This is a genomic window from Desulforhabdus amnigena, assembly GCF_027925305.1.
In the GTDB taxonomy this organism is placed as follows: domain Bacteria; phylum Desulfobacterota; class Syntrophobacteria; order Syntrophobacterales; family Syntrophobacteraceae; genus Desulforhabdus; species Desulforhabdus amnigena.
Window position 1 is genome coordinate 321,636 of the sequence record NZ_BSDR01000001.1, and the last position, 21,103, is coordinate 342,738.

The following is a 21,103-nucleotide window of genomic DNA, read 5'->3' on the forward strand; positions in this document are numbered from 1 at the left end:
ATTTTTCTCCGCCTGGATTGTCATGAGGCGCGGCAGAATTCTTGAAAATCCTCATCGGCCATTCGGACACAAAAGCGATAAGAAACAAAAGAATCATCCTCTATTCGTCCAGAGAACGGCCACAGCTCTTGCCGGCTGATCGTTCAAGCAGCGAAAACTGTGGCTTACTTCTGACTCAATGTAAATACTATCCCCCTTATTCAATACTTCAATGCGGTCCACCGTTCGAAACTCAACCGTACCCTCAAGCACGTAGATGAATTCCTCACCTTCATGGCTCGTGAAGACCATTTGATCCGATTCCTGAATGGGAAATTCTACCAGAAAGGGTTCCATTTTTTTATTGGTTTTTTTTGTCTCCAGAGCGAAATAAGCATAACCGACTTCACCCTTTTCCTGGTGGGGGCGCCTTTCAACTCGCACACACTCCTTTTGACGTGTTATGGAGATCTTATCGTTATCAACCTGATCTTCAAAAAAATAGGCCATACTCACATTGAGGCCTCTTGCCAGCTTTAGCAGGGTGGCAACCGGAGGCACCACATGATTGTTTTCTATCTGAGATAAGAACGGCTTCGAGAGTCCTGTTTTTGCTGCAAGGTCCTGCAGAGTGTATCGGTTGTTCTGTCTTAGTTCCCGTACCTTATTCCCTATTTTGAAAGCTCTTACTGCCAAATTGATATCCATGTCGCTCTTTTGTGTCATCTTGTCTCCTCGGGCCTGTGTGGAACAAAAAGCTTCAGATAAACGAGTTTCAGAAAAGCCCCACAAAGTTAAGCTATCCTGGATTTTGGCAATTGTAAACTATGTTTCTTTTGATAAAAAAGAAAAAAATTACAATCGCGGCTATGATTTGCCTCCGGGAAGACAATAGGTGTCATTGAAATACTGAACGGATGCGATAACATCCAGATGGATGGAGATTTCGAGGAAATGAATGCGACGCGTCAAAACAGGAACCGGCCTGCATGATGAAGGCCGATGGGGAGTTTTCCAATGGTGTCCCGAATTCAGCGGCACCCTCTCCCGTGGGAAGAGGGTACTCGTCTGTGTAGTATGCGGGGCACTCAAAAGCAAAAATACAACCTTGGAGGGCCTATCGTTTGCGTGCGGAAAGCGGTGCCGGAAAGAGGGTCATGAATCGCCTCTTCGCAGGGGGGCACAAAATTACGCTAATATTTGTCGTAGTGCGTGAATTCACTGATCTCTCTGCGCTTGGGAGCACTGGTTCCTCTGGCTGGATATCCCAAAGGAATGAGGCTCACCAATTCCACTCCTTCGGGGATTCCAAGTATTTCCTTCACCTTGTCATGATCGAACAAACCGGTGATGACCGTGCCCAAACCCAAGGCATGCGCGGAAAGGCAAAGGTTCTGGGTTGCAAGCCCGAGATCGAACATGAACCAGTCCCCAAACTTGGTTGTGACCTGATCTTTGTAATATCCGGAGCTTTTCAACTTTCCGCACATTCCAACAACAATCGGTGCTTCAACTATAGCTCGGGTAGCGGGGTTGCCCTTGCTCAAGGTTTCCTGGAGCTTCTTCTTGGTTTCCGGGTCTTTTACGATCATGATCTCCCAGCATTGAGTATTCGCCCAGGATGGGCTCCAGCGAACGGCTTCCATAATCTGATCGAGAACCTCCTGTGGCACATCTTTGCTATCGAAGTTTCGAATGCTGCGTCTGCTCTTAATGATGTCCATCATGTTTTCCATGTTGTCTTCTCCTTGTTAGGATTACCATCAATGATGCAAATGCCGAAAGCCCGAAACATGGGCGGCAGGCAGCCGTTTCCCAAATCGAACATAAAGTGTTTTTAATGATTTCACAGTATGCTTCCATGAGCAAGGGGAATGTACATGAGTTTTAATGGAATATTAAAGGTATTAATTCAACCCAGTTCCAGGGGGGGGCTTCCGGGCTCCCCGCTTCATGGGGCCAGGGCCAACCGAAGGGGAGGGGAGATTCGATGGAAATTTCTTCTTTGAGGGTTGGATGGACTATCAGCAGCTTTTTCGCCATGAGAGCGATCTGTTTTTGCGGAAGGGGAGCGGGTGCTCCATAACGAAGGTCGCCCACAACAGGATGTCCAATGTGAGCCATTTGAATGCGTATCTGATGGTGTCTTCCCGTTTCCAGTTGAATTTCTACAAGACTTTTCGACCGGAAGGTATCCAGCACACGGTAAGTGAGTCTTGCTTCCTGGGTTTGATCTGTAGCTTTGGGAAGAATGCGGCTGGACCTTTCCGGCCGTCGCTCGATGAAATGAATGAGTCGCCCGGAAGGTTCTTTCAATCTTCCATGGAGTATTGCAAGATATTGCTTTTGGACCGTACCGGTTCGGAATTGCTCGCTCAGGCGTTGTGCCGCTTTGGATGTGCGACCGTAGAGGATCACTCCGGCTACCGGGCGATCCAAACGGTGGACCAGGGCTAAAAATACCTGACCGGGTTTTCGATATCTTTCTTTGAGCCAGTCTTTGGCGAGCTCGAGAAGCGAAAGCTCACCCGTTTGATCTGCTTGAACAAGAAGACCCGCTGGTTTATAAAGACCAAGCAAGTGATTGTCTTCATAAAGGATTGGCCACGATGGGTGGTAGAAGAAGTTCTCCTTCATAGTGTTTGCTGATTTCCTCAACTTATTGACTGTATATTCATCCCTCTGTTTACCATGCGCTGTGGGATGAATCGATATGGAATTTCGACGTGCGATCAAAAGACCATTTTTCCAAAATTCCGGAGTCTCAGCCGGCTATCGCTCAAATGGATGCGCTGCTGAGAAAATCCGGCATCCATCTGCCTTCGGACCGTCTGGAACAGCTTTGGACATATCATCAACTTCTCCGTCAACACAACCCTGAACTGAATTTGACCCGCATTCACAACTTCACCAATATGGTTTTGAAGCTCTATGTGGATTCAATCCTTCCCGGCCGGCTGATGGATCTTCCTTCGCCCCTGCTTGATCTCGGTACGGGGCCGGGTATGCCGGGTATACCCCTGAAGATCGCTTATCCTCAACTGACTCTGCTTCTGGCGGAAAGCCGCCAAAAGAGAGTGGCCTTTTTGAAAACTGTCGTAGAAAAATTGAATTTTCCAGATGTCGAAGTGGTGGGAGAGGGAATCACCCCCCATTTTGAAAGACCCGTCGCCGGTGTCATCACTCGAGCAGTGGAAGATATGGCGGCGACTATCGATCGCGTTCGCGGTTGCCTGATGAAGGATGGACTGGTGATCTTCATGAAGGGGCCCCACTGTGACGAAGAGATTCAGGCGGCCTCTGAGCGTTTCATGAAAGAATATCGATTGTCGAAAGACCAGTCCTACAATATACCCAATACGTCTCATGAAAGACGCCTGGTAGTTTTCCAAAGACTTGGGGAACCCTTATTTGTTAAGAAAGCTAAAGCGATGGAGCGGTATATATCGAGGATCATCGAGAGTGAACAGAATCCTCTTTTCAAGGATTTGAAAAAGCTTTTGGGAAGCCGGGGGATAAGAAAGCAGAAAAAAGCTTTGGTTGCCGGCTCCAAACAGGTATTGGAAGTACTCTCTCAATTTCCTGAGCTATGCGAAGCATGGATCGGAAGCGGGGAAAAAGATCCACCCCCCCCAGACAGTCCCGAGCATCTAAATTGGTATCAGTTGTCCTCCCCTCTTTTTCAATCACTCGATGTGTTCGGCACGGGAAAGCCGCTTTTGCTCATCAGGATCAAAACGGTGGAAAAATGGGCGCCGGACGATGGCCTTCCGGAGGGTTGCACCGTATTCATCCCTTTTCAGGATCCCGAAAATGTGGGTTCCGTCATTCGTTCCGCTGCAGCGTTTGGTGCCGATCAGGTCATTCTGCTTTCAGAAAGCGCGCATCCTTACCACCCCAAAGCTCTCAGAGCTTCGGGGGGAACGGTATTGGGCATCAGAATCCTGGAAGGGCCGAGTCTTGCGGAACTGCCGGAAGATTTGCCCCTGTTGCCCCTGTCTGCTGGGGGCAGGGACATCGCAGAGATCGCTTTTCCTGACACCTTCGCTTTCCTGCCCGGCATCGAAGGACCTGGATTGCCGGAGCAGTTCAAAAAGAATGCCGTTTCGATACCCATCGACTCCCGTGTCGAATCACTGAATGCGGCTACGGCAACTGCTATTGCGCTGTATGCCTGGTCCCAATACAGGCGGAAACATTCAGGAGTGTGAGATGATATATGGGTTGTCGGCTACTTACCTTTTTCTATGGGAATGATTTTGATCGTCACACGCCGGTTGAGCTGCCTTCCAGCTTCTGTAGCGTTTGAGGCTACCGGCTTGGATTCACCAAAGCCGCGAGCCGCGATGCGTTTCGGTGCGACCCCCCTGTCTACGATTGCGTCTTTTACTGCGAGCGCTCTGTCTTCTGAAAGTTGAAGATTATATTCTTCAGATCCTGTGCTGTCTGTAAATCCGCTGACTCTCACGCGCGTTTCGGGATACCGGTTGAGTATGTCGGCTACCTGATCGATATCTTCATAGGCGCCGGCCTTGAGACGGGCCGAGTCGACGTCAAACAAAACGTCGGATTTGAAGGTCACAAGGATTTCGTTCTGCTGACGTTCGACACTTGCTCCTTCTGCGTCCGCTAGAGCCTGTTGCAGTTCGCGTTCCTGTTTTTCCATATAATTGCCGATCAATCCTCCGGCAATTCCACCCGCAGCCGCGCCGGCTACGGCGCCCAATACGGTAGATGTCGTATCGCGTCCTATCGCTTGTCCAAGGAGCGCCCCTGTTGCGGCCCCTACACCGGTGCCTACAGCAGCACCCTTCTGGGTTTGGGTCATTGGAGTTGCACAAGCAGAGAGGGTGAAAGCAATCATTACAAATAGAAATACGCTATTCCTTTTCATCATGACTCTCCTCTTGAGGTTTTGCTGACTGAGTACAATGAGCTGATATTTACAATGCTCGTAACTCTATGCGAAATGTTGGATCGGGTTTCCCTCACGACACTCACCTGCCGGGAAAGGATCCCGGGCTATATTTTCATGCTCCCTTGCGACCGCACGGCCATGGGCTTCGGATCTGAAGAAGCAAATAACAAATGTTCCATTCAAATGCAAGCCTTGAGCTATGAATATACCGCGATTGTTACAGAAGGCGTCAAATGATCGTTAAAATAAGTTTTTGATAAATGTCTGGAAGTGTGTGTGGAAAAAAAGAAAAAGGCCTACGGGGAACCGTAGGCCTTTTTCATACGAAACTTAAGTCGGGAATCGCTCAGGTATTCATGCGACTTCCTCTTTGACGGATACCGCGATCTTGTAAAGGATCGTGAGTACCAGAATTCCTGTGGCCCATACTCCGAATGCTATAGTGAGCTCCGGAATGGTAGGCGCATATTCTCGAACCTGGTCAAAGGGGTTGGGAATGAAACCTGCTACCACGAGGCCAAGACCTTTTTCCAACCACATGGAGGCAAAAACGGAAATACAGGCGATCCTGAGTGTCTTCTCGTTCGTGCGGGTCTTTGGATTGAGCAAAAGGACAATCGCAACGATAGCGAGAATGACGAACATCCACATGAAGGGAACAAGATTCTTGTGGCCTTCAAGACCCACAAAGAGGTATTCCAGAGAATGCTTGTGAGACGGGATATTGCTGTAGAAAGCGGTGAAGAACTCGAGTGCCACGAAAAAGATGCTGATGAGCATGGCGTAGGTAACGATCTGTGACAGCTTGTCGATGGCTTCTTTTCCTGCGTCGAATTTGCTGTACTTCTTGACGATCATGGCAAGAAGGATGAGCAATGCCGGGCCGGAGGCGAAGGCGGAGGCCAGGAAACGTGCAGCCATGATGGCCGTCAGCCAGTAGTGCCTGCCGGGCAGACCCGCGTACAGAAAAGCCGTCACGGTATGGATACTCACAGCCCAGGGGATGGAGGTATAAATCAAAGGCTTTACCCAATCGGGATAATGTACGCCCTTGCGTTCTGCTTCAAGCACGTTCCAACCGATTACGATGTTCAGGAAGAGATAACCGTTCAGAACGATCATATCCCAGAAGAGAATCGAGTTGGGTGTGGGATAAAGTAGAACGTTCAGGAGGCGCATCGGCTTACCAAGGTCGACGATGATGAAGAGGAGACATATCGTAACCGAGGCAACAGCCAGGAATTCACCGAGAATCGTGATGCGCCCGAATACCTTCACATTGTGGAGGTAATATGGCAGCACCACCATAACAGCCGAGGCCGCCACTCCGACGAAAAATGTGAACTGGGCAATGTAGAACCCCCAGGAAACGTCACGACTCATACCGGTGACGCTCAAACCGTTGTGCAGCTGGTAAAGATAGGCGGCAAAGCCCATGCCAACAAAAACCAGCAGGAACATCAGCCACCTGTAGTATCTTTGACTTCCAGTCAGTGCCCTTTCAAGCATAACCTACCCCTTATATGATGTAATAAATGTTCGGGCCTGTCCCAAGTTCAGGTTTGCGAACGATGGTGTAGTTTTGAGCAAGCAGCTTACGAACAGGCGAATTGGGATCTTCCAGATCGCCGAAAGTCAACGCCCCGTTCTTGCAAGCCTCTACACAGGCGGGAAGAAGACCTACCGCCAGGCGTTCTTCGCAGAAGTTGCATTTTTCAACGACGCCGCGTTCCCGGGTCGGGAAGGTCGGGTTCAATTCCGTTTTGATATAGGGACGGGGATCCCTGAAATTGAAGCTCCGCGATCCATAGGGGCAGCCAGCCATGCAGAAGCGACATCCAATGCAACGATGGTAATCCATCATGACTATTCCGTCCGGCCGTTTGAAGGTGGCCTTGGTCGGGCAAACGCGGACACAAGGTGGATCGGTGCAGTGGTTGCAAAGATTGATAAAAGGCTTGTCCTTAATGTTTTCTACATTGAATTCATTCGTCTGACCGGGAAAAGTGTTTTCATAATGTTCGGTCCAGATCCACTTCACTTCTTCTTTTATCGTCCCGATATCGGGCACGTTATGAACCTTATGGCAGGCGAGGATGCAATCTTTGCAACCCTCGTCGGCTTTTTCCCAACACTTCTTCATGTCGACTACCATAGCCCATTTTTTCCCGGTCAGTGCCTGGGAATTGGTCAGAAACTGTGGCAGTGCAGGCTTGGCAAGTGCTTTAGCAACCGGCAAAGCTCCTAGCCCCAACGCACAGATTCCGCTGACTTTTAAGAAGCTTCTTCTGTTACTCTCCATTACTTGTTCTCCTTTGGGGCGATGTGACAGGTCCAGCAGTAGGGCGTCGATCCTAACTGGAGTCCAGCGTAGTTGTGGCAAGTATCACAAAACTCGGTCTTATTGGAATGGCATTTCATACATTCGTTCTGCAGGCTCATGTTGTATGTTTTGCCGTCCTGAGCCACATAGACCCTCTTGCCGTTACGTACAACCTGGGTTCTCCAGTCGTTCAGAAGCTGCATGTGCCCCGTTCTCATTTCTCCCAAAGGCAGGACGCACTGTTTTTGAGGCATCCTCTGGATGGCGGGAGTATCCAGCTTGGGTTGAGGGGCCGGAGCCGCCTTCCCCATGTTGTACCAGAGAGGGAAGGTGATCAGGCCAAGAAAGATGAGAAGGCCGGGGATGATTTTTTTGGCGTTATACATCCTCATTTTCTACGTCCTCCATTCCTGCTAAGGGTTCACCACGGAGGTCTGTGGTCCTCTCGCTTTCACCCTCCATCATCAGAGCGTTGCCCACAAGTTCATGAACACCGGTAACACCGACGCCGGGGACCCAATAATTCATCAATGGCGGGAGCACTGCGCGGTCGATGGCGCAGATGCAGGCCAGCATGTTGACCCCATGCTGGTCATGGACGTGCTTCACCGCGTTGGCTCTGGGCAGACCGCCCCTCATGCGCATTTCCATGTATTCGTCGGTATTCAAACCGGAACCGCTGCCGCAGCAGAAGGTCTGTTCACGAATCGTGTTGGGAGGCATTTCATGGAAGTTGTTGCACACATTTTTGATGACGTACCGGGGTTCTTCAAAGAATCCCATGGCACGGGCGGGGTTGCAGGAATCGTGAAAAGTCACGTTCAGATGGTCGTTACGGCTGGGATCGAGTTTCAGCTTGCCGTTGCGGATCAAGTCGGCCGTAAATTCGACGATGTGAATCATCTTGGTGGACTTGGCGTTTTCAAAGACCGTTCCCGTGATAGGAGATACGGGAACTTCCAGGAAGTCGGCAGGGCCGTTCATGGTGTCCATATACTGGTTGATGACACGCCACATGTGACCGCACTCACCACCGATGATGTACTTGACTCCGAGGCGCTTGGCTTCGGCGTACATCTTGGCGTTGAGCTTTTTCATGGTGTCGTGATTCGTGAAGAGGCCGAAGTTGCCGCCTTCCGAAGCGTAAGTGCTCCAGGTATAGTCGAGGCCTATTTCATGGAAAAGCATCAGGTAGCCCATCAGAGTATACGTGCCGGGATCGGCAAAAACGTCGCCCGAAGGGGTGATGAAAAGAATCTCGGCGCCTTTGCGGTTGAAGGTGGGTTCGACCCGGATGCCGTTGACGGCTTCGATTTCGTCCACGAAGAACTCAATCATGTCCTTGAATGCATGGGGCTGAATGCCGAGATGGTTTCCGTTCATGAAACAGTTTGCCGCAGGGGCGACCACCCAGTCGATATTGAGACCGAGCAGGTTGAGCAGTTCCCGGCCGATGATGGTGATTTCAGCCGTGTCTATTCCGTAGGGGCAAAAAAGAGAGCAGCGGCGGCATTCGGTACATTGAAAGAAATAATAGAACCATTCCTTCACGACATCTTCGGTGAGTTCGCGGGCACCGGCGATTTTACCGAAGATCTTTCCAGCCGTGGTGAATTCCTTGCGATAGATGGATCGGAGCAGTTCCGCACGGAGCACGGGCATGTTCTTGGGATCGCCCGACCCGATGAAGAAATGACATTTATCCGCGCAAGCGCCGCATCTGACACAAACATCCATGAATATCCGAAGGGAGCGGTACTTGTCCAGGTAGTCGCGCAAGCCTTCGAAGATGATCTCCTTCCAGTTTGGAGGCAGCTTCCAATCTTCGTCGGTCGGAGACCATTCCCTGGGGTTGGGAAGATCCAATATCTCGAGGTTTTTTGCCTTTCCAGGATAGCACCATGTGCCTGGCCTGAATTCGGGCTTGGTATCCATCCATCCCGCCTGGGGAAGCGTATAATCTATTGCTAATTCACTTGGTTTGGGAACCTTTGCCATTTTCTATTTTACTCCTTTTCCACTGGTAATCCGGCCTCTATCATTTTTTCCCTGAAGTGGTCTTCATACTCTGCGTAGGTATGGACTTTCACAGGGTAATTCCAAGGATTGATGTGCCGAACGATGCGGCTGTTGTTTGGCATGTTTCTTGTCGGGCTCAGGAATACCCCGCCGAGATGCATGAGCTTGCTGAAGGGGAAATAAATAAAAAAGGTGCAGATCAGAAAGAAGTGAATGTAAAACAACACACCTATACCTTCCGGAACCACCGGATGGAAAGTGACGATTCCCATAGCCAGTTCTTTGACCTTCACCACGTCGACCTTGGTGAAATAGCGCATCAGGACGCCGGTAAGACCCAGTGTCATGAGCAGAAAAAGCGGGAAGTAGTCCGCCGGAAGAGAGATGTAGCGCATCTGGGGAATGACCACACGTCTCAGAAAGAGATAGGTCACTGCGGCCAAAAAGATGAGATCGGTGATGTAGAGGCCGGGAAGGCCCAGTTGCAAAAGCCCGTCTATGCGCTCAATGGAATGGACGAATCCAGGAACCGGTTCCACAAAAAACCGGAGGTGCCTGATGAAAATTACCAAGAAGGAATAGTGAAACAAAAGGCCGGCAAGCCAGAGCCACTTTTCCCATTGGTAGGCAAGCTTTGGACCGTCGTATTTCTCAAGCTTGGTGTTTCTGAAAAGGGAGCGGAAAAGGAGTATTTCCAGGAGCATTCTGCCTACAACCCATCCAGGAGTGGTGGGGTTGTCAAGCTTGTTTTGCTTGATCCAGGGTAAAGATTTCTGCTGTCCAGCCGTGGTGGGTATGCTGAATGGGACCGGGGAGCGCCCCCATTGGAGAATACGATACGTGAATCCTCCTATGAATATGAAGATAGCGGCGTAGGGTACGATGACCCCAAAAAAGTAAGTCAAACCGGCCACCTTCACTCCCAAAAAAACTGCCAGGACTAGCGCAACAACTGAGAGTAAGGAAAACTTGATGCCCATTTAAAATCCCTCGTCTGAAAAAGTTTAAGTGATTGGAGTGCTGCTCCTTTTTGTTTCCGATTCCTGCTCGGAGATCTCGGTCAACAGGTTTGCCCTTTGCAGGAGCCTATACGTTCTGTTTTTGAAGTCGTTGACTCGCGCTTCATACAGCTTTTCGCGGCATTCCATATAAACATTGAAAGCGAGTAGAGCCAAATTGTCCATTTGGGTCTCCAGCGCCAGCAAATCCTGGGATGAAATTCCGTCTTCCGGTTTCCCATCCTGCAGTTCATCTCTGATGACTTTTTTGAAAAGGAAGATGAAGGCAATAGCCTGGGAGGGAGAAAAATCCTGGATCGCCCTGATGCGGATGATCGTCTCCAGGTGAGGTTTCACTTTTTCGGGTTGCATTCCTTCAATAAGTGCCTCGTAAATACCCTCCATTCCCTCGGCAATACTATGCCCGACGGGATTGGCAAACTGGTTCTTTTCCTTCTTAAGCAACCTTCCACTCTCGGGCGGATACGTATCCACCACAGCATTAAACCACCTCTTCAAAATGGTGGCCTTTGACTCTGTTAAAAATTTCTCAAGATTCATAACGAATGTGCCTTTTACCAACCCCTCGTTTGGTGCTTAGATGGTGAGCAAATTAACTCCTGATTTTAAAACGATCCATCCCCCCCTCTCGCCTGAAATGATTGTCTGCCAGAGCCTTTTTCTTTCTACCCGCAGGTATAACAACGCCAATCGATTGACTAAAACCAGTGTAACATTGTGAATGGGCGAACGTTAAACCAATTACAATAATGTGTCAAGACCCAAAGGGGAGTTGGGTTTAGAAAGTTAAAAAGAAGTGTGGGCTGAAAAAACCGTAAGATTATTGTGTAAAAAAGATGTGAAAATGCCGAGAATTGAACATATCCGTGTGATTATTTGAACGAAAGAGTGAAGGTATTCTTTTCCTGCATTCTTAGGGATTGAAAGCGGATTGTTGCTTCGACGTAGAGAAGGTTCGGAGACAATCGCGCCAAGGGCGCATCGGCGTCCCTCGCCGATCTGTACGACCTAATAGATCACAATGCAGGGCAAGTTGGCGCCTTTTCTTCTTTTTATGTTATATTTTATATTTAGTTTGAATAAATTAGCTCGAATAAATTGAAAAGAAAAAAACAGGGATGCAAAAGGAAAGATATGATCAAATACACCGGAGTCCATCATTTGGCTATGGCAACTCGCGATCTGGATAAGACCGTGCGTTTTTGGAGAGACTTGTTGGAAATGCGTTTGGTCATCGGAATGGGCCGCCCTGGCTATCGGCACTATTTCCTGGAAGTCTCTGAAAATACCTTGATCACATTCTTCGAGTGGCCCGATGTGGAACCTGTCACGGAAAAGGATCATGGTTTTCCCGTCAAAGGCCCATTTGTTTTCGATCATGTCTCTTTTGCCGTCGAAACGGAGGAAACTCTCTGGATTCTCAAAGATAGGCTCGACGCGGCCGGTATGTGGGTTTCTGAAATGATCGACCACGGATTCATTCATTCCATTTATACTTTCGACCCCAACGGGATTCCTATCGAATTCAGTTGCAATGTGAAAGGGATCGATATTCGTAAGAATCCTGTCAATATAGATTCCAGGCCTTCCTCCGTTATCATGGAAGGGACGGAACCCCAGCCGAATAAATGGCCTCCCGCAACGAAAATTACGCCGGTGGAGGAGCGTGATATCTTCCCCGGGGAAGGGAAGGAGTTGTTTCTGGGTGAGAAAAGGAACGTCTGGGAAAAGAAATGATCAGAGATTTTCAAGGCGGCAGAGCACTTGATGGGCCACAATTCCAGGAGATAAAGCAATGCAAGATAAGTATAGAGAAAAATTAGATAATCGGCTCACACCCATTCATCTCTACAAGCTTACTCCCAAAACCAACTGTGGTGAATGCGGGTTTGCCAGCTGCCTGGCGTTTGCTACCCAGGTCATTGTGGGGCAGGGAGATCTCGATGCCTGTCCCTATCTGGATCGATCCCTCCTAGAACCTTTTCGGGACCACCTCGAAAGTCAACACCAGTCTGGAATTGGATTGAAACGGGAAGGTTTTGAAAAGGCACTGCATCATCTGAGGGGCGAAATCAAGAAATGGAACTTGGAGAATTTGGCGGAAAGTTTGGATGCAAGTTTTGTTCTCAAAGAGGGTGAGCCCGCTCTGGAACTCACCTACTTTGGAAATCCAGTGATCGTCACTGCCGGGGACATTGTGAGTAGTCTGGGGAAAGAGATCAATCCCTGGGAGAAGATTTTCCTCTACAACTACGTCATCGGGGGGGCGGTGGAATGTTCCGGTGTTTGGGTCGGGATGGAGAGTTTTCCCAACTCCGTTTCAAAAATCAAAAGCCTCAAAGCTCACTGTGAAGGACGGCTGGCACAGTCCTTTGCCTCAAAATTCAGCGCGCTGCCGCCCATTACAGCCTCTTTGGGGCGTGACGTGACTTCCGATCACGAGAATGTGGACTTTGCAGCAGAATTTCAGATCCTCCCCAGACTTCCGATTCGGATTCTCTGGTGGGACGAGGTTCCCTCTGAAGGTTTTGAAGCCAAAACCAAGTTTCTTTTCGATTCGAGAGCGTTGGAAACGCTTGACCTCGAATCTTTGCTCTTTGCTTGCGAACAACTGACCGGCCGGCTCCTGGATGCACTTCAAACATTGTGACATTTCCGCCTGGAGATGATTCTAAATCGAAGGAATCGGCCCCGATGGGGGAGAGGAAAGCCTCTCCTGTAAAAAAGGTCGTGGGTAAGTTTCCGTGCGCCGTCACAAGCCCGGGAAACCTTCCAATGATCCCATGAGTCCTTGACTTACGGAGACTCTTTCCGGAGAGCGCCACAGCTTTGGACTTCCATTTGATTTGGCGCTCCTCGCAGTTTTTTTTACCCTTCCCGTTCTATTTCTTTGATCCAATCGTCGAAGGCCATTTTTATTCTGGGCTCGGTCACCTCGACTTCGGATATTTTTCCAGCTCGCCCTCGGATTCTTGATACCTTCTTTTCTTCGGCCACTTCTACGATGATATTCAGTACGCGTTCCAGCAAGAGTGCAATCCAGTCCGCATCGTCTTCGCCGCCGGGGCAGTGTTCGCTGAGTTCGGCCACGATATTTTCAATCATGATGGTGTAGACGGATTCTTTCCAGTTGAAGAGGGCCTGATAGTCCTTCTCGGTTTTGGCCATCTCTTCAATGTCCTTGTATTTGCATGCACCATACTTGGCGGAAGTTCCTATCCAGACGAATTCAAAATCGGCGAGGGCATTGAGCCGGTCCGTGAGCGTCTTGCCATGGAAGAACTTATGGGCTTCCTCGCTGAGCAGCTTGACTTCCTGGTCCGAATCGAATTTGAGCAAGCTCCTCAGGCGGTTCCATTCCACAACCCTCTGGGTCAGGGATGTTCTTCGCTTTTTGTTTTCTTCTTCCACCGCGTCCAACAATTTCAAGATGTCGTCAGGTATTTTGGTGCTCATCAAATTCTCCGATGATCGAGGTCATGCGATCCAACGCATTATGATTTCTCAAAAGTTTTTGCTTTCAGGTTAAAAGGTATACCTGTCCAGCGTTTGCGCTATTAATACGGCTTTTAGATGCTTCTGTCCAGCCGTTTGGGGAAAGAAAATACCGAATAAAACCATGAACCGGGCTTCCTGGGGTTTTTCCTTCAGCTCGGCATTGTCAAATTTCATCCAAACCATAAAGTCACATCGATTATCTCGAGCATGCATCGTGCAAAGGGATTTCCAGAATGACAATATCATGCGAAACACCCAAAATGAGAACTGTGTGATGCGGCATCTTTGAAGATGGAAATTTATACGGAAATGGATATACTGCAATCCTGCGCGAAGCCGAAGCCGACATCCAGTCGAAATGTTGTGCGCTTTGCCGGCAGGCCGTTTTTTTACTCTAAGACCACTTTATCTATGAAAATGGAAGAGGATGCAAATGGCGGATGATATTTTGCGAGAGGCAATGAAGAAAGACATCAAGGAATATTTTATGATTATCTCGTCGCCCATCGGCATGGATAAACTTCCCATGAATCTGCTCACCGATCTGCATTCGGTGATGAGAAAAGCGGCTATTTGGTCCAAATCGTACAATGCAGATGAGTTGGAAGACTAGCAGATTCCGGTAAGACTGCGGCATCCATTGAAAATGACCTGCTCTTTCCATCTTCCTCTCCCACCGGAAGAAGAGCAGCGTCGGGGGCTGCATGGCGGTGCTGCTTCCAAGGGGTGTTGAGACGATTCTTTTCAAGGCGAAACAACCCGGGCAGAACTGCGGAACACGATATGTTCTGCCCGGGTTGTTTTCCAAATGCATTTATGCATAAACGAAATGGCCGAAAGGGAAGAGATCCTTTTTGCGAAAAGCATTTTCTTTTCTTCACTTACCGCCTTTTACTCCGGATTTCAGATAGCATCTCTTCCACAGTAAAGCCTTTCTGTCTTCGCCTGAAATAACCTATCTCCACTGCAGCATACGCTGCGTAAAGCTTTTCCCGCCGGGTAAGCAGGTTGGCGTAGCAGCGGGTTAAAGCCTGCGCATCCGTTTCAGAGGGTTTCCGGTCGAAGAGATCCCTCCATAAAAGAGGAGTCGGCCTGGCAACATAGGCTCTGAACATCTGTTCCTGAACTTCAGGCGGCGTTGAAAGATGAACGATCGTGGTCTGTGTCCGGAGTCTTTCCAGGATCGTCTCACCCGTATAGATAACGCTTCCCGTTGTGTCCACGACAATGTTTTTGTCCTCGTGCTCGGCAGATTCGAGGTATTCAAGTATTTCCTCGAGAACCTTTATCTCACATGCCAGGTATTTCGATTCGCGTTCCCTGTAATGAGGGTCATATGGAAACCCCATCCATTCACCCATGCCCATGAGGGTTCCATCTGGCCGCCTCAATTCAGCACCCAGCTTCAGGGCGATGAGGTCATCACAACAGAAACGCTGGAATCCGCTTTCCTCAAGTTTTCTGGACCAATAGGATTTACCGGACCCTGACATGCCCATCAAGGAGAGACGTATGCAGCAAGCCACGTTGGCGCCTTCCGTTGAAAATTCCTTCATTAGCCTCAGTATTCAGGTGATCTGATTTGAGGACACTGGACAGGCAGTTATTTCTTCTTCTGTTTTTGCTGACCGACGCGAATCTTCTGCTCGGTACCTTTTACTTCGATCTTCACGTGAGTGGCTGAGGGGCACTTCCCCATTCTCCATTTTGCGGCCGGTGTCGTCCAAATGCGGCATTTGTCTTCCTCGATGTTTCCACAACCATTGCATTGTTCGACTATCGGCTTTCTTTCCAACTGCTCCATTTACTGAACCTCCAATGAGTTATCACATCTTGAATTTGAATTCGATCCAATGTTCTCAATTCCAGAGTCCGCAGGGATTTCTCTGAATTCGAACTCTATGATAATATCCTCTGAAGAGAATAAAAACACTTTGTTTCTTTTGCTGACAGTCAGTGAGGAGCTTTGATAGACCGTTCCTCAGCTAAAACAAAAATTCTAAATTATATGGAATAAGTTGTCAAACAAACATTTCTGAATTTCTCATTAACCCCCATGACCGGAATGGTCACAACAAAAAATGAAAAAAGCGGCAACGAGATGCAACGCGATAGGGAAAGCGGGAAACGCTCTTGAAAAGCGATGTCGTGATGAGCCATGAACCACGAGCCATGAGCTTTTTTCATATAAAACCGTTTCAACAATCGATCTCGATTTTTACCCCCTTTGATCCACTGATTTGTACTCGCACCCCATGGCACCGCAGTAATCTCCGACATAATCAGCCTCTGGCCTGTAAAGTACAGGCTTTTCCTGTGCTTCCGCAAATTTTTCTTCAATCACATGAGAGCACCACCCGGTAACAATGGATAAAGCAAACATGGGAGTCATCAAATCCACGGGAATGTCCATCATGGCATAGAGAAGACCCGCGTAAAAATCCACATTGGATTTGATCCAGCTCTTGCCTTTTCGTTCAAATTCTCTGTGGCATTCTTCCTCTATCCGCGAAAGCCAGCGGTACCACTTCATGTGACCCGTCTCTACGGCGAGCCTTCGGCAAATTTCTTTGAGAATTATAGACCGCGGGTCAAACGTTTTGTAGACCGCATGTCCCATCCCCATCATTTTTTCCCCTCTGTCCATCTTTTGCTTGACCCATTTTGCGATGTCGTCTTCCGAAGAAATTTCCTTTTCTATTTGAAAGAGCATTTCCATGACTTTCGCGTTTGCTCCGCCGTGAAGGCTTCCTGAAAGAGCCCCGATCCCGGCCGAAACTCCAGCGTACATGTGTGCCCGTGTGGAAACCACTTCGCGACAGGCGAATGTGGACGCATTGAAGGTGTGCTCGGCGTGAAGGATCATACAAACATCCAAATCCTTAGCCATGTGTACATCTGGTTTTCTGCCGTGGAGCTGCCACAGGAAATTGGCCGTATGCGAAAGCGCATGATCGGGCGGCAGGGGATCCAGACCGTTTCTTATGCGGTGCCATCCTGCGAGTATAGCGGGCATTCGCGCTATGATACGGATCGCTTTGCGGACATTGGCATCCCTGGTTTCGTCCATGAGTTCGGGGTCGGCCATGGCCAGCAGGGGGAGGGACGCCTGGAGTACATCCATAGGGGCTGCATTCTTTGGCCAGTTCCTGAAACTTTTCAGAATGAAATCGGGCAGCTTTCGCGATGCAACAAGTTCAGCGTTGAATTGTTCCAGCTCTTTTGTTCTGGGCAAAGTGCCGTTCAAAAGGAGGTAAGCCGTTTCAACAAAAGACGATTTTTCGGCGAGCTCTTCAATGCGGTAACCGCGATAAATGAGTATGCCCTTGAGGCCATCGATGAAGCTGATCTTGGTGTCGGCGACGGGCACACCCCGCAGTCCCATATTTTTGATTCGGACTGTATTTTTCATTCCAGACTCCTGCATTATGGAAAAAGAAAACATATTTTCAATAACTTAAATTCTAAAGAACAAGAAGCAAGGTCGTCTGTTCCGGTGCTTTGTGTTACATTCCCTTTCCATATTGGAATTGTGAAAAATGGGATTGTGGCGGAGCGGAGAATTACAGGAAATTGTATTGTGATCCCTCAGGAAGGGAAGAGGAAGATGAATTGCTGAGTATTTTGCTGGAGGGAAAAGCGGGCAACGAGGATTTTATTTCTTGAAAAGTTTCAAGCTGAGCCCCCAGTTCACAAAGAACACCTTCAATCCTACCAAGGTGTCCTTTGTGGTTTCAAAAAGCTGAGAGGCTATCCTTCCATTTCCAGGTAAATATTGTAGAGGGCATCTATCAAGCCGTCGATTTGCGTGCGATTGTGGAAGAGGTGTGTGGAGATGCGCAACGCATATGCCCTGACGATGTCACCGACGTGAAGATAAAAATCGGTGTAGCGCACCTGATAACCCGCTTCCTTGGCCAGCCGGTCAACGAGTGTCATGATTTTGGTCGAATCGTGGATGTCATCAAATGGGTTGAATGAAGTGAGACCGGTTGCAAATTCTGGAATATCAGGAGCGAAGAATGTGCCGGCCCCGCCGAATTTTTCCTTGAGTCCTTTTTTCAGATAAGACCCCAATCCACAGACATATTCCTCTATTTTGTCCCGGCCTATCTCTTCCCACATATTGCAGGCATCCACCGTGGCCAGAAATGCCGCTATGTTCCCTTGGCCGCGATACTGCAGGGAATAGGCGATGTCAAATGCGCCTCTCTTATTTCCGTAAGGCTCAACGGCAAAAGTATAGGTCGATGCATTTTGCGTCCAGAATTTTGGCAAATTCTCACCTTGGTTGCGCAGATAAAGAATACCCGTGCCTCCAGGACCGCACTGCCATTTGTGGCCCGCTCCCGCATAGAAATCGCATCCCATATCATGGAAATCCAGCTGGATCATTCCCGGGCCATGCGCTCCATCCACAATGGAAATCAACCCATGTTCTCTTGCCAGAGTGCAAAGTTCCCTGGCGGGAAGGCGTGTTCCCGTCTTGTATGTGATATGGGAGAAAAGAATCGCCTTGGTTTTTTTGGATATATTATTTCTAAAACTTTCCACAAATTGATCGGCGCTCTCCGTTTTGAGAACAGGGATTTCCACTTCTTTGATGATGACCCCATACCGGTCTCGAAGAACATGGAGAGGCGAAAGGGCTCCGATATGTTCATGATGGGTTATGAGGATTTCATCCTTTCTTTGGAAATCCAGACCGTTGATGATCGTGTCCAGTCCGTCGGTTGTGTTGTGTGACAGGCAGATTTCGTCCATGTTGCATCCAAACTGCGCTGCCAGTGCTTCCCGCTGTGCGGGCAGACCGAGGGTGGCACCCAATTCCGCTTCAAATGTACGGGGGTGGTAGGCTGCAAGTTCATTATACTTCGAATAACTTTCAAGAATCGCCTTTGGAGTGGATCCAGTGGTGCCGATGTTCATGTATACGACATTTGGATCGATAGAAAACTGATTTTGCACGTTCCTCCAGAATTTATCGTCGGCGATACTGCCGTAGGGAAGCGGCGAGGATAGGTCTTTCGCTGCACAGATTTTGGGAAGCGATACGCTTGCGGCGCCTGCTGCCACAGCGATACCTGCAAGCTTAAAAAAGCCTCTCCGCGACATTCCTTTGTTCGGGACCTGTTTCGTAACGTCGGCACAAACGTGCTTGCTTTCGTTCCGGCTATTTTCCAATGGACTCATTGCTGTCTCCTCCCCCGCAGTGTTTCTATGAATCATTAGTCCCATATGACGGTTATCCAGAGTCGAATTTAGGTTTCCTTTCACCTGCCCAGCTTACAGCAAAGTGTCGGTACATATTCCTCTGTACTTGAATAAAATGAACGGATTTCTTTTGGAGCAACTGCTTCGATGGAATGGAAATTTTCGAAGTCTCTCGGGGCCATGGTTCACGAGTCTTGTCTGTTCCATCGAGAGTGGATGGTGCATCTTTTACGGTCCCGTTCTCGTCCGGGACTGCGTAAGGTAGGTTTTTATACTGCAAACGGTCCAAGATCTTGACTTTTTGCTGTGATTTTCTTGCGAGCCGGCTGTTTCTATTGTGGCGGGAAGCCGTTTCTACAGGAGCATCAAGAAGTCAGGATCTTATTCGCGCGGAGTATATCAGGGGAGTGACGCTGCGTCTGAGCGGATGACACCGGCGACTTCGGCGCTGAACTTCTCGATGAGCCTGTTTTTCGCCGCAACGAGGGATTCAAAATCCTTTTTTTCGCAAATTTCAGTTCCTGTGAATTTATTCCATTTCAATATTTCTCGGTTTTCCCTGCCGTAAAGGCTCCAGAGGGCGACAAGGGAGGTGCTTCCTCCCGGCTCCCCGTCAAAGCGCACTACTTTTATGGTGACCTGATAGTCCAAAATTGTCGAGCTTCGCCAGGGGAAGGGAGCCACCTGTTCAGTGCCGAGAAGGTTTGAAAGGTTTGCAGCCATGACACGCGCAAAGCCATCTTTGATCGGTTCTGCCCATCGATCGTATTCTGCAAAGTGTATTTCGTTCTGTCCGGAACGTGTCACAATCTGTGGGCGATCGAGATATTCGGCTACCTCGACGGGGCCAACGCCGATTATCTTTTCACCCGTTGCGGCGTTGTTTTGTTGGAAAGGAGCGGAGCCGGTCGACTCCCCGAGAAGGTAAAAATGCGTTTTGGCGCTTCTTCCTCCAAAACACCCCCCAAGAAGGCTCACAATCAAAAACGTCAGGACAATGTTTCCGAAAAAGCGATGATTCATGATGGATTGCTCCTGCCTATTTGCTTTTACCCTTGATGAGAGCTTCAGGATGCTGTCCCAGATATTCTGCCAGCATGCGGACCGAACGCGATGCCGACGACAAGTCTTCCAGGGCTTCCTGGAAGTTGTAGAGCAGAGGGGAATTGTCGCCTGCCAGGTTCGTAAACACTTTGAGTGTTCGAGTGGCCTGTTCCATAGCACGATGCGAGGCATCGGAGGTTTCTTTGAGACTGGTTGCGAGAGGGCCCATATGCTGATCCATATTCTTTGCCAGATTGTCTATGGTTTTGAGCGTTCCGTCCGTACGATTGGCAAGAACGTCCATTTGTTTATTGAGGTTTTGCAGGGTTTTTCTCAGTTCTTTGACCGTTTCGCGGCTTTCTCCCATAAAGGGGGAGACCTGGCCATCCACCTTTTTGACCAAATTGTCCGTGCCCTCGAGCGTTCTGTGCAAAGCGGCGATAGACCCCTTGAAGTCTTCAGACTCGATCACCTCACCGATGCTCGTGAGGATATCCGTGACTTTGCGCAGTAGATCCTCGACCGGAACTTTCTCGAAACGCGTCAGAAAGTCTTCCAGATTTGATGGAACAGTGGGGATTTCCGGAATATCTTTGATGGTTCCTACCAACTTGATGGGGCTTTGGGGGCGGAAATCCAGATCTACATTGAGCAGTCCCGTCACAAAACTCTGGACTGTCAGTTGAGCTCTCAATCCCTTTTCTATCAAGCGCTTTGCATCAAATTCCTGGCGTTCAGCTTCGCTGATGCCAATAAATGTCAAACGCGATGGATCGATTTCATAAAAAACCGCAATCCGCGAAGTCAGATCTTTTCCCTCAATACGCAGTTGGATATCAGTAACGGTTCCAACGTTCACACCGCGGAAAGTCACAGGGGCTCCTACGGACAGCCCCTTGATCGAGCCGCTGAAAAAGGACACCCAGGTCTTCTTCTCCTGGAAGAGATTTCCACCTCCAAAAATCATGATTCCAGCAATGATGAGGGCAATCGCCCCGAGAACGAAAGCTCCGATGGCTTTCGGATTGGCTTTTTTGCTCATGGCTCACTCGCAAGTTCTGAGAGGACGTTCATAATGTGTCCATGAAT

General features: G+C 49.0%; 21 protein-coding genes. 4 read left to right on the forward strand and 17 right to left on the reverse strand.

All coding sequences use genetic code 11. The features are described from left to right. Nucleotides 1–93: 93 nt before the first annotated feature. The 3 genes from QMG16_RS01485 to QMG16_RS01495 form a co-directional block, all read right to left on the reverse strand. Nucleotides 94–705, reverse strand: a complete 612-nt coding sequence (locus QMG16_RS01485; RefSeq protein WP_281791892.1) for a helix-turn-helix domain-containing protein — start codon at nt 703–705, stop codon at nt 94–96. Between the two features lie 467 nt (nt 706–1,172). After that, a complete protein-coding gene (locus QMG16_RS01490; protein ID WP_281791893.1) occupies nt 1,173–1,715 on the reverse strand; it encodes a nitroreductase family protein in 543 nt (180 codons plus the stop codon). 151 nt (nt 1,716–1,866) lie between these two features. Beyond that, on the reverse strand, nt 1,867–2,616 hold the full coding sequence (locus tag QMG16_RS01495; protein ID WP_281791894.1) for an RluA family pseudouridine synthase: 750 nt from the start codon (nt 2,614–2,616) through the stop codon (nt 1,867–1,869). Between the two features lie 89 nt (nt 2,617–2,705). On the opposite strand from QMG16_RS01495, the gene rsmG reads away from it, so the two are divergent. After that, nucleotides 2,706–4,190: a 16S rRNA (guanine(527)-N(7))-methyltransferase RsmG gene (gene rsmG, locus QMG16_RS01500; protein ID WP_281791895.1), complete on the forward strand. Its 1,485-nt coding sequence runs from the start codon at nt 2,706–2,708 to the stop codon at nt 4,188–4,190. A 20-nt stretch (nt 4,191–4,210) separates the two neighbouring features. On the opposite strand, the gene QMG16_RS01505 is transcribed toward rsmG, so the two are convergent. The 7 genes from QMG16_RS01505 to QMG16_RS01535 form a co-directional block, all read right to left on the reverse strand. Then, nucleotides 4,211–4,873: a YiaD family glycine zipper/OmpA-like lipoprotein gene (locus QMG16_RS01505; protein WP_507770005.1), complete on the reverse strand. Its 663-nt coding sequence runs from the start codon at nt 4,871–4,873 to the stop codon at nt 4,211–4,213. Between the two features lie 378 nt (nt 4,874–5,251). Beyond that, on the reverse strand, nt 5,252–6,406 hold the full coding sequence (dsrP, locus tag QMG16_RS01510; RefSeq protein ID WP_281791897.1) for a sulfate reduction electron transfer complex DsrMKJOP subunit DsrP: 1,155 nt from the start codon (nt 6,404–6,406) through the stop codon (nt 5,252–5,254). A gap of 10 nt (nt 6,407–6,416) precedes the next feature. Further along, nucleotides 6,417–7,199 carry a sulfate reduction electron transfer complex DsrMKJOP subunit DsrO gene (gene dsrO, locus QMG16_RS01515; RefSeq protein WP_281791898.1) on the reverse strand — a complete coding sequence of 261 codons (783 nt, stop codon included), beginning with the start codon at nt 7,197–7,199 and terminating at the stop codon, nt 6,417–6,419. Continuing rightward, nucleotides 7,199–7,606 (reverse strand): sulfate reduction electron transfer complex DsrMKJOP subunit DsrJ, encoded by a 408-nt coding sequence (gene dsrJ / locus QMG16_RS01520; RefSeq protein ID WP_373878701.1) that lies wholly within the window; start codon nt 7,604–7,606, stop codon nt 7,199–7,201. Before dsrJ ends, dsrO begins: the two co-directional genes overlap by 1 nt. Continuing rightward, nucleotides 7,599–9,218, reverse strand: coding sequence for a sulfate reduction electron transfer complex DsrMKJOP subunit DsrK (dsrK, locus tag QMG16_RS01525; protein WP_281791900.1), 1,620 nt, complete (start codon nt 9,216–9,218; stop codon nt 7,599–7,601). The genes dsrJ and dsrK overlap by 8 nt, the downstream gene beginning before the upstream one ends. Nucleotides 9,219–9,226: 8 nt before the next feature. After that, nucleotides 9,227–10,219, reverse strand: a complete 993-nt coding sequence (gene dsrM / locus QMG16_RS01530; protein ID WP_281791901.1) for a sulfate reduction electron transfer complex DsrMKJOP subunit DsrM — start codon at nt 10,217–10,219, stop codon at nt 9,227–9,229. A 24-nt stretch (nt 10,220–10,243) separates the two neighbouring features. Next, nucleotides 10,244–10,798, reverse strand: a complete 555-nt coding sequence (locus tag QMG16_RS01535) for an RsbRD N-terminal domain-containing protein (RefSeq protein WP_281791902.1) — start codon at nt 10,796–10,798, stop codon at nt 10,244–10,246. Between the two features lie 594 nt (nt 10,799–11,392). Here QMG16_RS01535 and QMG16_RS01540 point away from each other — a divergent pair. Beyond that, the gene (locus tag QMG16_RS01540) at nt 11,393–11,995 is read left to right on the forward strand and encodes a VOC family protein (RefSeq protein WP_281791903.1); all 603 of its coding nucleotides are present in this window, start codon (nt 11,393–11,395) and stop codon (nt 11,993–11,995) included. 58 nt (nt 11,996–12,053) lie between these two features. Continuing rightward, complete coding sequence (locus tag QMG16_RS01545) at nt 12,054–12,908, forward strand: DUF3786 domain-containing protein (RefSeq protein WP_281791904.1); 855 nt, start codon at nt 12,054–12,056, stop codon at nt 12,906–12,908. 218 nt (nt 12,909–13,126) lie between these two features. On the opposite strand, the gene QMG16_RS01550 is transcribed toward QMG16_RS01545, so the two are convergent. Beyond that, a complete protein-coding gene (locus QMG16_RS01550) occupies nt 13,127–13,714 on the reverse strand; it encodes a hypothetical protein (RefSeq protein WP_281791905.1) in 588 nt (195 codons plus the stop codon). A 475-nt stretch (nt 13,715–14,189) separates the two neighbouring features. Here QMG16_RS01550 and QMG16_RS01555 point away from each other — a divergent pair, with 475 nt between their 5' ends. Continuing rightward, complete coding sequence (locus QMG16_RS01555) at nt 14,190–14,369, forward strand: hypothetical protein (protein WP_281791906.1); 180 nt, start codon at nt 14,190–14,192, stop codon at nt 14,367–14,369. A 268-nt stretch (nt 14,370–14,637) separates the two neighbouring features. On the opposite strand, the gene QMG16_RS01560 is transcribed toward QMG16_RS01555, so the two are convergent. The 6 genes from QMG16_RS01560 to QMG16_RS01585 form a co-directional block, all read right to left on the reverse strand. Then, nucleotides 14,638–15,312, reverse strand: coding sequence for a nucleoside/nucleotide kinase family protein (locus QMG16_RS01560; RefSeq protein WP_281791907.1), 675 nt, complete (start codon nt 15,310–15,312; stop codon nt 14,638–14,640). 47 nt (nt 15,313–15,359) lie between these two features. Continuing rightward, entirely contained in the window at nt 15,360–15,560 is a 201-nt protein-coding gene (locus tag QMG16_RS01565; protein ID WP_281791908.1) for a PxxKW family cysteine-rich protein, read from the reverse strand. Nucleotides 15,561–15,974: 414 nt separating this feature from the next. Then, nucleotides 15,975–17,168, reverse strand: coding sequence for a citrate synthase (locus QMG16_RS01570; protein WP_281791909.1), 1,194 nt, complete (start codon nt 17,166–17,168; stop codon nt 15,975–15,977). Nucleotides 17,169–17,506: 338 nt separating this feature from the next. Beyond that, on the reverse strand, nt 17,507–18,949 hold the full coding sequence (locus QMG16_RS01575; RefSeq protein WP_281791910.1) for an aminotransferase class V-fold PLP-dependent enzyme: 1,443 nt from the start codon (nt 18,947–18,949) through the stop codon (nt 17,507–17,509). A 420-nt stretch (nt 18,950–19,369) separates the two neighbouring features. Beyond that, nucleotides 19,370–19,993, reverse strand: a complete 624-nt coding sequence (locus QMG16_RS01580) for a PqiC family protein (protein ID WP_281791911.1) — start codon at nt 19,991–19,993, stop codon at nt 19,370–19,372. 16 nt (nt 19,994–20,009) lie between these two features. Continuing rightward, complete coding sequence (locus tag QMG16_RS01585) at nt 20,010–21,056, reverse strand: MlaD family protein (RefSeq protein WP_281791912.1); 1,047 nt, start codon at nt 21,054–21,056, stop codon at nt 20,010–20,012. Nucleotides 21,057–21,103 lie beyond the last annotated feature (47 nt).

Coding starts and splice junctions, on each gene's coding strand:
- dsrM (WP_281791901.1), bottom strand. CDS start 10,219: ATGGGCATCAAGTTTTCCTTACTCTCAGTTGTTGCGCTAGTCCTGGCA.
- dsrP (WP_281791897.1), bottom strand. CDS start 6,406: ATGCTTGAAAGGGCACTGACTGGAAGTCAAAGATACTACAGGTGGCTG.
- dsrO (WP_281791898.1), bottom strand. CDS start 7,199: ATGGAGAGTAACAGAAGAAGCTTCTTAAAAGTCAGCGGAATCTGTGCG.
- QMG16_RS01560 (WP_281791907.1), bottom strand. CDS start 15,312: ATGAAGGAATTTTCAACGGAAGGCGCCAACGTGGCTTGCTGCATACGT.
- QMG16_RS01555 (WP_281791906.1), top strand. CDS start 14,190: ATGGCGGATGATATTTTGCGAGAGGCAATGAAGAAAGACATCAAGGAA.
- QMG16_RS01485 (WP_281791892.1), bottom strand. CDS start 705: ATGACACAAAAGAGCGACATGGATATCAATTTGGCAGTAAGAGCTTTC.
- QMG16_RS01540 (WP_281791903.1), top strand. CDS start 11,393: ATGATCAAATACACCGGAGTCCATCATTTGGCTATGGCAACTCGCGAT.
- QMG16_RS01495 (WP_281791894.1), bottom strand. CDS start 2,616: ATGAAGGAGAACTTCTTCTACCACCCATCGTGGCCAATCCTTTATGAA.
- QMG16_RS01535 (WP_281791902.1), bottom strand. CDS start 10,798: ATGAATCTTGAGAAATTTTTAACAGAGTCAAAGGCCACCATTTTGAAG.
- QMG16_RS01565 (WP_281791908.1), bottom strand. CDS start 15,560: ATGGAGCAGTTGGAAAGAAAGCCGATAGTCGAACAATGCAATGGTTGT.
- QMG16_RS01550 (WP_281791905.1), bottom strand. CDS start 13,714: ATGAGCACCAAAATACCTGACGACATCTTGAAATTGTTGGACGCGGTG.
- QMG16_RS01585 (WP_281791912.1), bottom strand. CDS start 21,056: ATGAGCAAAAAAGCCAATCCGAAAGCCATCGGAGCTTTCGTTCTCGGG.
- dsrK (WP_281791900.1), bottom strand. CDS start 9,218: ATGGCAAAGGTTCCCAAACCAAGTGAATTAGCAATAGATTATACGCTT.
- QMG16_RS01505 (WP_507770005.1), bottom strand. CDS start 4,873: ATGAAAAGGAATAGCGTATTTCTATTTGTAATGATTGCTTTCACCCTC.
- QMG16_RS01545 (WP_281791904.1), top strand. CDS start 12,054: ATGCAAGATAAGTATAGAGAAAAATTAGATAATCGGCTCACACCCATT.
- QMG16_RS01575 (WP_281791910.1), bottom strand. CDS start 18,949: ATGAGTCCATTGGAAAATAGCCGGAACGAAAGCAAGCACGTTTGTGCC.
- QMG16_RS01570 (WP_281791909.1), bottom strand. CDS start 17,168: ATGAAAAATACAGTCCGAATCAAAAATATGGGACTGCGGGGTGTGCCC.
- QMG16_RS01490 (WP_281791893.1), bottom strand. CDS start 1,715: ATGGAAAACATGATGGACATCATTAAGAGCAGACGCAGCATTCGAAAC.
- QMG16_RS01580 (WP_281791911.1), bottom strand. CDS start 19,993: ATGAATCATCGCTTTTTCGGAAACATTGTCCTGACGTTTTTGATTGTG.
- dsrJ (WP_373878701.1), bottom strand. CDS start 7,606: ATGTATAACGCCAAAAAAATCATCCCCGGCCTTCTCATCTTTCTTGGC.